This window comes from Mobilicoccus sp. (genome assembly GCF_032060985.1).
Taxonomy (GTDB): Bacteria; Actinomycetota; Actinomycetes; order Actinomycetales; family Dermatophilaceae; genus Mobilicoccus.
In genome coordinates, this window is the sequence record NZ_DAMBGD010000004.1 from 203,071 (window position 1) to 217,720 (window position 14,650).

13 protein-coding genes are annotated in these 14,650 nt (G+C 72.2%); 4 read left to right on the forward strand and 9 right to left on the reverse strand.

Annotated features, from left to right (window positions below; translation table 11 throughout):
- Positions 1-873: a DNA-formamidopyrimidine glycosylase family protein gene (locus RT054_RS05315; protein ID WP_312718163.1), complete on the forward strand. Its 873-nt coding sequence runs from the start codon at positions 1-3 to the stop codon at positions 871-873.
- Between the two features lie 8 nt (positions 874-881).
- On the opposite strand, the gene RT054_RS05320 is transcribed toward RT054_RS05315, so the two are convergent.
- The 4 genes from RT054_RS05320 to rimO form a co-directional block, all read right to left on the reverse strand.
- Positions 882-1,184: a helix-turn-helix transcriptional regulator gene (locus RT054_RS05320; RefSeq protein ID WP_312718165.1), complete on the reverse strand. Its 303-nt coding sequence runs from the start codon at positions 1,182-1,184 to the stop codon at positions 882-884.
- 140 nt (positions 1,185-1,324) lie between these two features.
- Positions 1,325-1,885 (reverse strand): CinA family protein, encoded by a 561-nt coding sequence (locus tag RT054_RS05325; protein ID WP_396837214.1) that lies wholly within the window; start codon positions 1,883-1,885, stop codon positions 1,325-1,327.
- Positions 1,886-1,901: 16 nt separating this feature from the next.
- Positions 1,902-2,525 carry a CDP-diacylglycerol--glycerol-3-phosphate 3-phosphatidyltransferase gene (gene pgsA, locus RT054_RS05330; protein ID WP_312718166.1) on the reverse strand — a complete coding sequence of 208 codons (624 nt, stop codon included), beginning with the start codon at positions 2,523-2,525 and terminating at the stop codon, positions 1,902-1,904.
- The gene (gene rimO / locus RT054_RS05335; RefSeq protein ID WP_312718167.1) at positions 2,522-3,964 is read right to left on the reverse strand and encodes a 30S ribosomal protein S12 methylthiotransferase RimO; all 1,443 of its coding nucleotides are present in this window, start codon (positions 3,962-3,964) and stop codon (positions 2,522-2,524) included. Before rimO ends, pgsA begins: the two co-directional genes overlap by 4 nt.
- Positions 3,965-4,060: 96 nt before the next feature.
- On the opposite strand from rimO, the gene RT054_RS05340 reads away from it, so the two are divergent.
- Positions 4,061-5,248: a dipeptidase gene (locus RT054_RS05340; protein ID WP_313022459.1), complete on the forward strand. Its 1,188-nt coding sequence runs from the start codon at positions 4,061-4,063 to the stop codon at positions 5,246-5,248.
- A 70-nt stretch (positions 5,249-5,318) separates the two neighbouring features.
- Here RT054_RS05340 and RT054_RS05345 read toward each other — a convergent pair whose 3' ends face one another.
- The 5 genes from RT054_RS05345 to dapA all read right to left on the reverse strand — a co-directional run bounded on the left by RT054_RS05345 (position 5,319) and on the right by dapA (position 12,971).
- Positions 5,319-6,311, reverse strand: coding sequence for a hypothetical protein (locus tag RT054_RS05345; RefSeq protein WP_313022460.1), 993 nt, complete (start codon positions 6,309-6,311; stop codon positions 5,319-5,321).
- A 65-nt stretch (positions 6,312-6,376) separates the two neighbouring features.
- Complete coding sequence (locus RT054_RS05350) at positions 6,377-9,205, reverse strand: DNA translocase FtsK 4TM domain-containing protein (RefSeq protein WP_313022461.1); 2,829 nt, start codon at positions 9,203-9,205, stop codon at positions 6,377-6,379.
- A 180-nt stretch (positions 9,206-9,385) separates the two neighbouring features.
- On the reverse strand, positions 9,386-10,357 hold the full coding sequence (locus RT054_RS05355) for an L-lactate dehydrogenase (RefSeq protein WP_312718172.1): 972 nt from the start codon (positions 10,355-10,357) through the stop codon (positions 9,386-9,388).
- A gap of 44 nt (positions 10,358-10,401) precedes the next feature.
- On the reverse strand, positions 10,402-12,087 hold the full coding sequence (locus RT054_RS05360) for a ribonuclease J (protein WP_313022462.1): 1,686 nt from the start codon (positions 12,085-12,087) through the stop codon (positions 10,402-10,404).
- On the reverse strand, positions 12,084-12,971 hold the full coding sequence (dapA, locus tag RT054_RS05365; RefSeq protein WP_313022463.1) for a 4-hydroxy-tetrahydrodipicolinate synthase: 888 nt from the start codon (positions 12,969-12,971) through the stop codon (positions 12,084-12,086). Before dapA ends, RT054_RS05360 begins: the two co-directional genes overlap by 4 nt.
- Positions 12,972-13,257: 286 nt before the next feature.
- On the opposite strand from dapA, the gene RT054_RS05370 reads away from it, so the two are divergent.
- The gene (locus RT054_RS05370) at positions 13,258-14,070 is read left to right on the forward strand and encodes a thymidylate synthase (RefSeq protein WP_313022465.1); all 813 of its coding nucleotides are present in this window, start codon (positions 13,258-13,260) and stop codon (positions 14,068-14,070) included.
- A 7-nt stretch (positions 14,071-14,077) separates the two neighbouring features.
- On the forward strand, positions 14,078-14,611 hold the full coding sequence (locus RT054_RS05375; RefSeq protein WP_312718179.1) for a dihydrofolate reductase: 534 nt from the start codon (positions 14,078-14,080) through the stop codon (positions 14,609-14,611).
- Positions 14,612-14,650 lie beyond the last annotated feature (39 nt).

The following is a 14,650-nucleotide window of genomic DNA, read 5'->3' on the forward strand; positions in this document are numbered from 1 at the left end:
ATGCCCGAGGGAGACACCGTCCTGCGCACCGCCCGTCGTCTTCACGCGGCCTTCGCGGGCGCCCAGCTGACCCGGGCGGAACTGCGGTGGGGTGACCGCGACGCCGACGTCCTCGTCGGCGCCGTCACCAGCGAGGTCGTCGCCCGCGGCAAACACCTGCTCCACCGCGTCGAGGGCGGCTGGACACTGCATTCGCACCTGCGCATGGAGGGCAGCTGGCGGATCACGGCCGCGAGCGAACCCGTGCCGCGGCGCGGCGACATCCGGGCGGTGCTCTCGACGGGTCGCTGGACCGGTCTGGGCCTCCGCCTCGGAATGCTCGACCTGCTCCGCACCGACGACGAGCACCGCCTCGTCGGCCACCTCGGCCCCGACGTCCTCGGCGCCGACTGGGACGAGGACCTCGCCGTCGCCCACGTGCTGTCCTCGAGGGCGACGATCGGCGCCGCGATGCTCGACCAGCGCAACCTCGCCGGCGTCGGCACGATGTACTGCAGCGAAGCCCTCTTCCTCGAAGCCACGCAGCCGTGGACCCCCGCGGCCGACCTCGGCGAGGACGCCGTGCGGCGAGTGGTCCGTCGTGCCCACCGGCTCCTGCACGCCAACGTCGAACACGCGGTCCAGTCGACGACCGGGTCACGCCGCCAGGGCGAGAGCGTCTACGTCCACGCCCGCTCCGGACATGCCTGCCGACGATGCCGCACGCTCGTGCGCGTCGCGATGATCGGGACGCCCCCGCAGGAACGCACGATGTTCTACTGCCCCACCTGTCAGGGCGGTCTCGCCCCGACCGACGACGGCGGTCGTCAACGTCCCCTCGGCACCGGGCCCGCGAAGAGACGCCGGGGGTACGTTGCGCGCGGGCGGGGGTGAGGCTGTGCTCAGGCGGCCGGGGCCTGCGCCTCGGGCTGGGGGCGCACCGGCAGGGCGACGGGGGTCGCGAGGGTCTCGTTCTCCTCGCCGGCGAACCGGTCGGAGACCTCGGCGAACAGACGGGACAGGGGGAGCTGGAGCGCGTCGCAGATGGCGGCGAGCAACTCCGAGGACGCCTCCTTCTCGCCCCTCTCGACCTCGCTGAGGTAGCCGAGGGAGACGCGGGCGGAGGCGGACACGTCGCGAAGAGTGCGGCCCTGGACCTTGCGGGAGTCCCGGATGACCTCACCCAGGTGGGTGCGGAGCAGCATGTGCGTGACGCCTCCTCTCGACGTGTGTGCCGGTGCCGTCGGCACGCCGGTGTGCGCGACTCGCGTCCACCGTGCTCGACGACCCCACCAGGGTACCGACCTGCGCGGGCGGCCGGCACGTCGTATGTCGCCGGGCGAGGTCAGCTCAGCGTGTCGAGGGCGAGGCGCAGCACCCTCGCCACCGACGCGGCTCTGATCACAGTGCGATCCGCGCCCTGACCGGCGAGGTCGACGAGACTCGGGTCGAGATACGTGATGGGCGGGGTGTGGGAGCGTGCGTCGGCGGAGGCGACGGCCAGGTGAACCGTGCCGGCCGGGTGCCCGTCGGCGGGCCCGGGGCCGGCGACGCCCGTCGTCGCGAGTCCCCACGTGGCGCCGCAGAGCCGGGCCACACCGCCCGCCATCTGCGCGGCGACCTCCGCCTGGACCGGTCCGCCGCTCCGGAGCAACGCCGCGTCGACGCCGAGCATTCCGGTCTTGAGGTCGGTGGCGTAGGAGACGACGCCGCCGCGGACCACGTCGGAGGAACCGGGGATGTCGGTGAGGGTCGCGAGCACGAGGCCACCGGTGAGGGACTCGGCGACGGCGAGGGTCTGTGACCGGCTCCGCAGGAGGTCGAGCAACCGCGCGGCCCGCTCGAGCACGACCGGGTCGAGCCGGTATCCCCTGGGCGGGGCGGCGGTGATGTCCTCGTCGCTCACGCCGCGCCCCCCGGCCTCAGGCCGACTCGCCGGTCGTGCCGCCGCCGGCCTTCGCCTCGCTGACGAGCCGTCGGGCGGCGAGGACGTAGTCGAGACCGGTGACGACCGTGACGACGACGGCAGCGCCCATCACGGCGCAGGCGATCCAGAAGAACACACCCTGCAGCGGGGCGATGAACAGCGCGAGCGACAGCGCCTGCAGGGCCGTCTTGAGCTTGCCGCCCTTGCTCGCGGGCATGACGCCGTACTTGATGATCGCGAACCGCATGAGCGTGATGCCGATCTCGCGCACGAGCACGACGATCGTCACCCACCACCACAGGATGCCGATGACCGACAGCGAGATGAACGCGGCACCGGTGAGCGCCTTGTCGGCGATGGGGTCGGCGATCTTGCCGAAGTCGGTGATGAGCCCGTACTTGCGAGCGAGGTCGCCGTCGATGCGGTCGGTCATCATCGCGACGACGAACACGGCGAAGGCCCACCAACGGTCGGTGGTGTCGAGGCCGCCGTGGCGCAGGAGCAGCCACAGGAAGACGGGCACGAGGACGATGCGCAGGACCGTGAGTCCGTTGGCGACGTTCCAGTTGCTCGGTGCGCGGCCGGATGCGCCGGAGGCCGGCGCGGTCGGTGTGCTCATGTCCCCTCCCCGGTCGGTTCCACCACGAGATCCACGCCGTCACAGTCGATCACACGCCCCGTCACGAACCGGCCGACCTCGACGGGCGCGGTGAGGCGGCAGACGCCGTCGACCTCCGGCCCCTGGTGCTCGGCGCGCCCGACGGACGGGCGCGGGTCCCGACGGGCCGTGGTGGTGTCGTCCTCGGCCGACTCGATCTCGTCGACGAGCACGGTGACCTCGCTGCCGACACGCTCGGCGGCCCGCTGGTTCATGAGCTCCTCGACGAGGTCGGAGACGTGGGCGACGCGCTCTGCGACGACCTCCTCGGGCAGGTGGTCCTCGAGTCCGACGGCCTCGGTGCCGTCCTCGTCGGAGTACCCGAACACCCCGACGACGTCCATCTGCGCCCCCTCGAGGAACGAGCAGAGGACGTCGACGTCCTCCTCCGTCTCGCCGGGGAACCCGACGATGACGTTGGAGCGGATGCCCGCCTCGGGGGCGAGGGCGCGGATGCGGTCGGTGAGCCCGAGGAAGTCCTCCGCGCCACCGAAGCGGCGCATGCGGCGCAGCAGCGTGGGGCTCGCGTGCTGGAACGAGAGGTCGAAGTACGGGACGACACCCGGCGTGCCGGTCATGACCTCGAGCAGACCGGGCCGGATCTCGGCGGGTTGCAGGTAGGAGACGCGGACGCGGTCGAGGCCGTCGACCGACGCGAGATCCGGCAGGAGGGTCTCGAGGAGGCGGAGGTCGCCGAGGTCCTTGCCGTAGGAGGTCGAGTTCTCGCTGACGAGCAGCACCTCACGGACGCCGTTCTCGGCGAGCCACCGCGCCTCGGCGAGCACGTCGGAGGGGCGGCGGGAGACGAAGGACCCGCGGAAGGCCGGGATCGCGCAGAACGAGCACCGCCGATCGCAGCCGCTCGCGATCTTCAGCGGCGCCCACGGCGCGGAACCCAGCCGCGCCCGCGGCGTGGCCTGCATCCACACACCGGGGACGACGACCTCGTCGGCGGCGAGGGCGGCGGGGCGTTGCGCGGGGGTGATCGGGAGCAGCGTGCGACGGTCACGCGGGACGTGGGACTCCGGCCGCTCGCCCGCGAGGATCGCCTGGAGCTGTCGCGACATGTCGGTGTAGGAGTCGAACCCGAGCACCGCGTCGGCCTCGGGCAGCTCGGCGGCGAGCTGCTCCCCGTATCGTTCTGCGAGGCACCCGACCGCGACGACCTTCTGCGTGCGTCCCGCGTCCTTGAGGTCGGCGGTCTCGAGGAGGGCGTCGATGCTGTCCTTCTTCGCCTGCTCGACGAACCCGCAGGTGTTGACGACGGCCACGTCGGCCTCGCCCGGGTCCTCGACGAGATCCCAGCCACCGGCACGCAGGCGGCCGGCGAGCTCCTCGGAGTCGACGTCGTTCCGCGCGCACCCGAGGGTCACGATCGCGACCGACCCGTTCATCGACATGCGCCTACTCTACGGTTGCCCCGCGCGGGTCGTCGCACCGCCCGAATCCGTCGGGGCGTCCGACCGTACCCGCCGTGTCCGTGGCAGGCTGGCGCCATGTCCGAGCGCCGACTCCTCCTCGACATGCACAACGACCTGCCCTTCGCCTGCCGGGAGGTGGCCGGCGGTGACTGGTCGGGGCTGGATCTCGACGACGCGCCCACGCAGACCGACGTCCCCCGGTTGCGGGCAGGCGGAGTGGGCGCGCAGTTCTGGTCGGTGTACGTCTCGGGGACTCTGCCGGGCCACGAGGTCGTGACGGCGACGATCGAGCAGATCGACGCGGTCACGCGGCTCGTCGCGGCCCGTCCCGACGTCTTCGCCCTGGCCCGCACGGCCGACGACGTCGAACGGATCCACGCCGAGGGCCGCATCGCCTCCCTCCTCGGCGCGGAGGGTGGGCACGCGATCGCCTGCTCGCTCGGCGTGCTCCGGATGCTGCACGCGCTCGGCGTCGGCTATCTCACCCTCACCCACAACGAGCACGTGCCGTGGGCCGACTCCGCCGCCCGTCCCGACCGCGCCGGCGGTCTCACCCCGTTCGGACGCGAGGTCGTGCGCGAGATGAACCGGCTGGGGATGCTCGTCGACCTCGCCCACGTGTCGCCGGGGACGATGCGCGACGCCCTGGACGCCTCGGGGGTGCCGGTCGTCTTCACCCACAGCAATGCCCGCTCCCTCACCGACCATCCGCGCAACGTGCCCGACGACGTCCTGCGCACGATGGCGCAGGACGGTGGCGTCTGCTGCGCGACGTTCGTCCCCGCGTTCTGCTCCGCGGAACGGCACGCCTGGGAGCAGGAGGTCGGCGCTCGCGCCGCCGCCCGCGGTGTCGACACCGACGACGGGGCGGCGATGGTCGCGTTCCTCCGGGAGGGGTCGGAGACGCCCCCGCCGGTCGGGGTCCGCGACGTCGCGGACCACGTCGAGGCGCTCCGGGAGATCGCCGGGCTCGAGCACGTCGGCATCGGGGGGGATTTCGACGGCACCGCGCAGCTGCCCTCGGGCCTGGAGGACGTCGCGGGCTATCCCCGCCTGTTCGCCGAGCTCAGCGACCGTGGCTGGTGCGAGGGCGAACTCGACCTGCTCGCCGGTGGCAACGTGCTGCGGGTGATGCGCGACGCCGAGGCCGTCGCCCGATCCCGCGCCGACGAGTCCCCGAGCCTCGCCCGCATCGAGGACCTCGACGACGTGCCCGCACACGTCGCTCCCGAGTTCGAGGCGGTCCTCCACCGCGCCTGGTGATCGGACACACGGCCGGTCGCCTCCCACCTCCGCCCCCACACCCGTCGCGGCCGCCCTCATGTGGATCACGTCATCGGCGTGATGTCCCGTCCGTCGGGGAGGAGGCCGTCGGCGCGGGTGAGCCGGGTGTCGTGCTCGTGGGGGTCGCGGTGCCGGGCTCGCTCGTCGTGCCCGAGGGCCGAGGGGTGAGGGTGATGGGCGCCGTGGGTTCACCGCCGGGGCAGGTGCCCGCGTCGGCGGGGCCGAGGCGCCCGGCGAACCACGTGGCGAGGGCCGAGGCGGTGGTCGTGGCGGTCTCGTGGGCGTCGTCGGACGGGGCGACGAGGAACGCCACGGCGGTGCGTCCCCCGTCGTGGTCGAGGGTGCCGATCTGCCGAACGAGGTATCCGTGGTCGCTCGGCCCCCACCCGCCCTTGAACCGCGCCCGGTCGCCGAGAGCGCCGAGACCCCAGCGCTGTTCGGCCTCGATTCGCGCCATCTCGTCGTAGACAACCGCGGAGTCGCCCGACGCGCACGGGAGGTGGGCGGCGTACCGCGCGGAGTCCTCCACCCGCCACACCGAGCGACCGAAGCCGTGGTTCTCGCCCTCGTCGGGATCGACGTCGGTGCGGGTGTCGCCGGCCGCCCGCAACACGGTCTCGACGGCCTCCTCGGCGACCTTGTCGGCGCCGAGGCTCGTGTAGAGCGCTTCCGCGGCGTCGTTGTCGGACCACTCGATCGCGGCGCGTACCCAGGTCAACATCGACTCCGGCGCCTTCTCGGCGCCCCCGGCATGTCCGAGTGCGGCGACGGCGATGGGCACCTTGATCGTCGACCACGCATCGGCGTCCCGCGTGGTGCCGAGTGTCTGCACCTTGTCGGGGGCGCCCACCGGCGCCCAGGCCAGCGAGAGCTCGCCGGGGTGCTGCGCGGCGAAGGCGTCGAACTCCGACTGCAGCGCGGGCACGGTGAGGGCCGGGGGTGCCTGCGTGGCGGAAGGCCCACGGGTCGGATCGGGCGGGATCCCACCGCAGCCTGCGCTCACCCCCACCGTGAGGGAGGCCGCAGCGAGGGCCGCCAGCACGGACCCGCGTCGACGACGACCCACGGGACGCTGCCGCGGGATGCGCGGTCCGCCCGGGGCGGGGTTCACAAGCGATCGCGCCCGGTGAGCTCCCAGGCGTCCTCGCTGTCGTCGTCCTCCTCGTCGACGAACTCGACCTCGTCGATCGCCTCGGTCCGGCCACCCGGGCCCGCCGCCGGCGCGGGGGGCTCGTCGCCGCGGATCATGGCGAGGGTGAGGTCGAGGTCGTCGGGCTTGACGAGGACGTCGCGGGCCTTGGAGCCCTCGGAGGGTCCGACGATGTTGCGCGACTCGAGCAGGTCCATGAGACGCCCGGCCTTCGCGAACCCGACCCGCAGCTTGCGCTGGAGCATCGACGTCGACCCGAACTGCGTGGTGACGACCTGCTCGGCGGCCGCGAGGAGCAGCTCGAGGTCGTCGCCGATGTCCTCGTCGATCTGCTTCTTCTCGGCCTTGAGGGTGACGTCGTCGCGGTAGACCGGTTTGAGCTGCTCGGTGACGTGGGTGACGACCCCGTGGATCTCGGACTCCTTGACCCACGCCCCCTGCGTGCGCATCGGCTTGCTGCGACCCATGGGGAGGAACAACGCATCGCCCTGCCCGATGAGCTTCTCGGCGCCCGGCTGGTCGAGGACGACGCGGGAGTCGGCGAGCGAGCTCGTCGCGAACGCCATGCGGCTCGGCACGTTGGCCTTGATGAGGCCGGTGACGACGTCGACGCTCGGCCGCTGCGTCGCGAGGACGAGGTGGATGCCCGCCGCCCGCGCGAGCTGGGTGATGCGGACGATGGACTCCTCGACGTCGCGGGGCGCGACCATCATGAGGTCGGCGAGCTCGTCGACGACGACGAGGAGGTAGGGGTAGGGCTGGAGGACGCGCTCGGACCCGGGCAGCGGCGTGACGGCCCCGGAGCGCACGGCCTTGTTGAAGTCGTCGATGTGCTTGAACCCGAACGCCGCGAGGTCGTCGTAGCGGGCGTCCATCTCGCGCACGACCCACTGGAGGGCCTCGGCGGCCTTCTTGGGGTTGGTGATGATCGGCGTGATGAGGTGCGGGATGCCGTCGTAGGCGGTGAGCTCGACCCGCTTGGGGTCGACGAGGATCATTCGCACCTCGTCGGGCGTGGCCCGCATGAGGATCGACGTGATCATCGAGTTGACGAAGCTCGACTTGCCCGAGCCGGTCGCCCCCGCGACGAGCAGGTGCGGCATCTTGGCGAGGTTCGCGATGACGTAGCCGCCCTCGACGTCCTTGCCGACACCCATGACCATCGGGTGGTGGTTGCGACGCGCGACCTCGCTGCGCAGCACGTCGCCGAGTGAGACCGTCTCGCGGTCGGCGTTGGGGATCTCGATGCCGATGGCCGACTTGCCGGGGATCGGCGAGAGGATGCGGACGTCGGCGCTCGCGACGGCGTACGCGATGTTCTTGCTCAGGGCCGTCACGCGCTCGACCTTGACGCCGGGGCCGAGTTCGACCTCGTACCGCGTGACCGTCGGGCCGCGCGAGAACCCGGTGACCTGGGCGTCGATGCCGAACTGGTCGAGGACCCCCGTGAGGGACTCGACGACCTGGTCGTTGACCGCGCTGCGGGCCTTGGGCGGGGTGCCGGGTTCGAGCAGGGCCGCGTCGGGAAGGGCGTAGGAGACGTCGCCGGTGATGACGAGCTGCTCGACCCGCTGCGGCAGCGGCTCGGTGGGCGGCGCCGGTAGATCGACCTTGGTCTCGGGGACCGACTTTGCGCGCGCCGAGGCGCCCGATGCGCTCCCCGCGGCCCGAGAACCGCTCCCCCGTCCGCCGGCACCCGACGTGGTCTCGAGCAGTTCGGTGTCGGGGGTTGTCGCGGGCGTCGGCGGGGTGGGGTCGGCGGCGGTGGCGCCACGGGCCCGGCCACGTGACGGCGCGGGCGCCTCGGCATCGTCGCCGAAGGCTGCGCGGCCCGACCCGGCGCCGTCATCGTCGCCGTCCTTGCGGGCGAGACGCCGTGACCGGCGGCGATGGACCTCGGCGGCCTGCTCGAAGGCCTGCTCACCGTCGTCCGAGGCGCGGCGGCGCCCGCGGGTCGTGCGGAGCACCTCGGTGTCCTCGGCCGAGGATCGATGAGCGGAGCCGAAGAGGGCGTCGCCCGCCTCCCCCAGCCGCTCGGGGATGCGGTGCACGGGCGTCGCCGTGACGACGAGGAGTCCGAAGAAGCCGAGCAGGACGAGGAGCGGCACGGCCCCCCACACGGTGAGCCCGGCCTCCAGGGGCCCGGCGGCGAGGTAGCCGATCATGCCGCCGGCGGTGCGCAGCGGAGGGAACCCGTCGGCCGGCGAGGGTGCCCCGGTGGCGAGGTGGGTGATCCCGCACGCGGAGAACAGCAGCGCGGTCATGCCGATCGAGATGCGGTTGACCCGACGGTCGTCGTCGGGGGCGCGAAGGATGAGCAGGCCGATGAGAAGGAAGACGAGCGGCAACGCGAGGGCCACGAGACCCACGGTGCCGGCGACGACCGCGTGGATGCCGTCACCGACGACGCCGGGCAGACCCCACCACTCGCGCACGGCGACGATGACGGCGGCGGCGAGGAACAACAGCCCGATGCCGTCGCGCTGATGCTCGGGCTCGAGGTCCGAGGCACTCCGTCCCACTCGTCGCACCGCCCCACCGGCCACGTGGGCCATGCCGTTCCAGGTCGAACTCACCGCACGCACGGGCCAGCTCGGCCCGCTGCTGCGTCGACCTCCGCCGCGACCACCGCTCGGCCGCGACGACCCCCGCGAAGAGGCCGGCCGGCTCCCGCCGCGCGAGGCCCCGCCCGTCGAGCGTCCCGACGTGCGACTCCCGGACGCACGACTCGAGCCGCCGGCCGATCGGGTCGGACGGCGGGTCGAGGAGGTGTTACGAGAGGCCACGGTCGCAGACTAGGCGAGAACCCCCAGGGCGACGCACCCGACACCCCGCCCCGAGACCCCGCGGAACGCCGGCCCACGCCGACGCCTCCAGCCCGACGGACCCGATCGGGAACGGCCGCTGCCGACAGACCACGGCAGGACCAGGACGACGTGGACCGCCCGCAGGAGGCACCGGATTCGTCATCGGCGCACGGAATCGATGACCTCGCGCAGCGCGGCGCCGCTGGCCAGGAGCATCTCGCGTTCCTCGGGAACGAGCGGCGGGCTCACCACCCGCTCGGCCCCCCCGGCGCCGACGATCGTCGGCAGGCTGATGGCGACGCCCTCGAGGGCCTCCAGCGACGGATCCAGCTCACGGGCGGTCTGCACCCGGGAGACGGGCAGGACGACGTGCTCGTCGCGCAACACCGCCTGGATGATGCGCCCCGCCGCGAGACCGATCGCGTAGTTCGTCGCGCCCTTGCCCTCGATGACGGTGTAGGCCGCGCGGACGACACCGTGGGTCATGTCGGCGAGGATCTCCGGGCTGAAGAGGCGGGTGCCCTTCTCGGTCCACTCCGTGATCGGGATGTTGCCGATGCGGCTGGAGGACCACAGCGGGAACTCGCTGTCGCCGTGCTCGCCGACGACCATCGCGTGGACGCTCGTGGGCGCAACCCGCGCGATCTCCGCGACGAGCCACCGCAGGCGGCTCGAGTCGAGCACACACCCCGAGCTGAACAGCCTGGCCGGGGACACCCCGAACTCCTCGACCGCGACCGCGGTGAGGACGTCGCACGGGTTCGTCACGAGGACGATCACCGCGTCCGGTGACTGCGCGAGGACCTGCGGCAGCACCGAGCGCATGATCGCGACGTTCTTGGCGACGAGGTCGAGGCGGGTCTCCCCCGGTTTCTGCGCCGCGCCCGCCGTGACGACGACGACGTCGGCGTTCTCGAGGACGTCCGGGTCGTCGCCGCCGATGACGCGGCAGTTCGTGAACTGGCTGCCGTGGGCCATGTCGCGCACCTCGGCGCGGGCCTTGGTGCGGTTGACGTCGTACAGCGCGATCTCCCGGGCGAGCCCACGGATCTGCGCGTTGTACGCGACGGCGGTCCCGACGGCACCGGCGCCCACGACGCCGATCTTCGATCCGTGCCCGGAGGTCCTCATGGCTTCGTCCTCTCCTCGCTCGCGTGCGCGGCCCCGCCCGCCGCTCAGGCCTCGATGACGACGGGGATGATCATCGGGCGGCGGCGCAGCTTGCCGCCCACGTAGCTGCCGACGGTGCGCCGGACGACCTGCTGGAGCTGATGGGTGTCGGTGACGCCCTTGCCCGCGGCCTCCTCGACCGCCTTCGTGATCTGCGGCGCGATGGTGCCGAAGACGTCGAGGTCCTCGGCGAATCCGCGGGCCAGGATCTCCGGACCCGTCGTCACCCGCCCGGTGCTCACGTCCACGCCCACGACGACGGTGACGAACCCCTCGTCGCGCAGGATCCGCCGGTCCTTGAGCAGGGCCTCGGTGGTGCCGCCGACGGAGGACCCGTCGACGTAGACGTACCCGCAGTCGACGGCGCCGGAGATCTCCGCCCGACCGTCGACGAGGTCGATGCAGACCCCGTCCTCGGCGAGGAGGACGTTGCTCCTGGGGACGCCCGTCTGCTCGGCGAGGCGACCGTTGGCGACGAGGTGGCGCCACTCGCCGTGCACCGGCATGACGTTGCGCGGCCGGATGATGTTGTAGCAGTAAAGGAGTTCCCCGGCGCTCGCGTGCCCGGAGACGTGGACCCGCGCGTTGCCCTTGTGGACGACGTCGGCCCCGAGGCGCATGAGCCCGTTGATGACGCGGTAGACGGCGTTCTCGTTGCCGGGGATGAGCGAACTCGCGAGGAGCACGGTGTCGCCCTCGCCGATCTCGATCTTGTGGTCGCGGTTGGCCATCCGCGACAACGCGGCCATGGGTTCGCCCTGCGACCCGGTGCAGATGAGCACCTGCCGTTCCTCCGGGTAGTCGTCGAGCTTCTTGAAGTCGACGACGACGCCCGGAGGCACGTGGAGGTACCCGAGGTCCTCGGCGATCCCCATGTTGCGGACCATGGAGCGCCCGACGATCGCGACCTTGCGGCCGTACTCCGCCGCGGCGTCGAGCACCTGCTGCACCCGGTGCACGTGGGAGGAGAAGCAGGCGACGATGATGCGGCGCTGCGCCTTGGCGAAGACCCGTTCGATGGCCGGGTAGATGTCCTTCTCGTGGACGGTGAAGCCCGGCACCTCGGCGTTGGTGGAATCGACGAGGAAGAGGTCGACGCCCTCCTCGCCGAGGCGCGCGAACGCCCGCAGGTCGGTGATGCGCCGGTCCAGCGGGAGCTGGTCCATCTTGAAGTCGCCGGTGTGGAGGATGAGCTGGTCCTCGGTGCGGACGGCGACGGCGAGCGCGTCCGGGATGGAGTGGTTGACCGCGATGAACTCGAGGTCGAAGACGCCCAGCTGCTCGCGTTGACCCTCGGTGACCCCGAGGGTGTAGGGCTTGATGCGGTGCTCCTTGAGCTTGGCCTCGACGAGCGCGAGCGTGAGCGTGGAGCCGAGCAGGGGGATGTCGGGCTTGAGCCGCAGGAGGTAGGGCACGGCGCCGATGTGGTCCTCGTGGCCGTGGGTGAGGACGATGGCCTCGACGTCGTCGAGGCGGTCCTCGATCGAGGAGAAGTCCGGCAGGATGAGGTCGACGCCCGGGTGATGGTCCTCGGGGAAGAGGACCCCGCAGTCGATGACGAGCAGACGCCCGCGATGCTCGAGGACGGTCATGTTGCGACCGACCTCGCCGAGGCCGCCGAGGGGGGTGACCCGCACTCCGCCGGGGGCGAGCGGACCGGGCTGCGGGAGTTCGAGGTGCTGATTGCTCACAGGACACCCGCTTCGCGCAGACCGGCACGCAGGCGCTCGAGTTGGTCGTCCTCCATCGGTGGCAGCGGACCGCGCACGGTCGCGCAGGTGAGCACGCCCTGCTCGACGAGCGCCGCCTTGGCCGCGACCGCCCCCTGGGTGAGGCCCATGACGGCGTCGACGGCCGGGACGAGGTCGAGGTGGATGCGGCGGGCGGTGTCGAAGTCGTTCCCGGCGGCGACGGCGACCATCGCGGCGTAGGCGCGCGAGGCGACGTGGGTCGTCACGCCGACGACACCGACCGCGCCCTGGGCCATGTGCGGCAGGGTGGCGCCGTCGTCCCCGGAGTACCAGATGAGGTCGGTGGCACGCATGACGTGCGAGGACGCCCACAGGTCACCCTTGGCGTCCTTGACCGCGACGATGCGCTCGTGCTCGGCGAGGGCGATGAGGGTCTCGGTCGCGATGGGCACCCCGGAACGGCCGGGGATGTCGTAGAGCATGACGGGCACGGTGGCCGCGTCGGCGACCTCACGGAAGTGCCGCAGGAGGCCGTTCTGCGGCGGCTTCGAGTAGTACGGGGTGACGACGAGCAGCCCGTGAGCGCCGCGCTCCTGCGCCTGCGCCGCGAGGTGCAGGGTGTGCGCGGTGTCGTTCGTGCCGACCCCGGCGACGACCTTCGCGCGGTCCCCCACGGCTTCGAGCACCGTGGCGACGAGCTGTGCCTTCTCCTCGTCCGAGGTGGTGGCCGACTCCCCCGTGGTGCCGTTGACGACCAGCCCGTCGTTGCCCTCGTCGACGAGGTGGCGGGCGAGACGTGCGGCGGCGTCGAGATCGAGCGCCCCCCGCTCGTCCATCGGGGTGACCATGGCGGTGAGCAGGCGGCCGAAGGCAGGTGTCGACATGGGAGACACGGTAGCGCCACCCACCGACGGACTCACCCGTGGCGCCGAGGCGTCGGACCCGGGACACGACGAACGCGGCGCTACTCGCTCGGGGGTTCGAGTAGCGCCGTGTTCAAGGGGGTTATCGCCGGAGGCGCGCAGACGTTACGTCGCGGCAGGGTGACGTGACGTGATGCCCGTCACATTCGTGCGGCACGGCGCGCGCCGATGTCATCGCGACCACCTCCCCGGTCACCGCGTCGGCGCAGGTGGGACGGTTGTCGGCAGGCGTCGCTACGGTGATCCCATGCAGCCCTACCTCGACCTCCTCACGCGGATCCTCGACGACGGCACGGAACGGGGCGACCGCACGGGCACCGGCACGCTCTCGGTGTTCGGCCACCACATGCGGTTCGACCTCGCCCGGGGGTTTCCGGTGGTCACCACCAAGCGGGTGCACCTCCGGTCGGTGTTCGGGGAGCTGCTGTGGTTCCTGCGGGGCGACACCAACGTCGCCTGGCTGCACGAGCACGGCATCACGATCTGGGACGAGTGGGCCGACGAGTCCGGCGACCTCGGGCCGGTCTACGGGCACCAGTGGCGGTCGTGGCCGACTCCCGACGGACGCACCGTCGACCAGATCGCGGGGCTCGTCGAGTCGATCCGCACCGAGCCCTACTCACGGCGCCACCTCGTCTCGGCGTGGAACGTCGCCGAGGTCGAGCAGATGGCGTTGCCGCCGTGCCACACGATGTTCCAGTTCTACGTCGGCCCGTCGCGAGGCGGCGGCCCCGACCGATTGTCCTGCCAGCTGTACCAGCGCAGCGCCGACACCTTTCTCGGCGTGCCGTTCAACATCGCCTCCTACGCCCTGCTCACCCACATGGTCGCGCAGGTCACCGGGCTCGCGGTCGGCGACTTCGTCCACACGATCGGTGACGCCCACCTCTACCTCAACCATCTCGACCAGGCCCGGGAGCAGCTCGGTCGCCGCCCTCGTCCGCTGCCCACCCTGCGGTTGAACCCCGCGGTCACCACCATCGACGGGTTCGAGCTCGCCGACATCGCCCTCGAGGGGTACGACCCGCACCCGGCCATCTCCGCCCCCATCGCGGTGTGAGATCCCGATGACGAACGAGGGTCGCGCGACGACCGGCGCCGGCGAGGCGGGCACGAACACCGGGCACCCCGAGCTCGTCCTCGTCGCGATCGTCGCGTCGAACGGGGTCATCGGCGACGGTGCGGACCAGCCCTTCCGGCTCCGGGAGGACTTCGCCCGGTTCAAGGCCCTCACGATGGGCCATCCCCTGCTCATGGGTCGGCGCACCCACGAGGCCATCGGACGGGCCCTGCCAGGCCGTCGCAGCGTCGTGCTCACCCGGAACCGGTCGTGGAGGGCGCCCGGTGTCGAGGTCGCCCACGACCTCGACACGGCGGTCACCACCGCCGCCGCATTACCCGGCGGCGAGCAGATCATGGTGCTCGGCGGCGGCGAGATCTACCGACTGACGATGGACCGGGCCCATCGACTCGAGCTCACCGAGGTGGACGCGCCCGCACGGGGTGAGGTCCGTTTCCCCGCGATCGACCCGGACGCGTGGCGGGAGGTCCGTCGCGACGATCGGCTCGCGTTCGCGTTCGTCACCTACGAGCGGCGCTGACTCGGTGCGATGCTCGCGGCGCGTGTTCCCTCCCGCGGG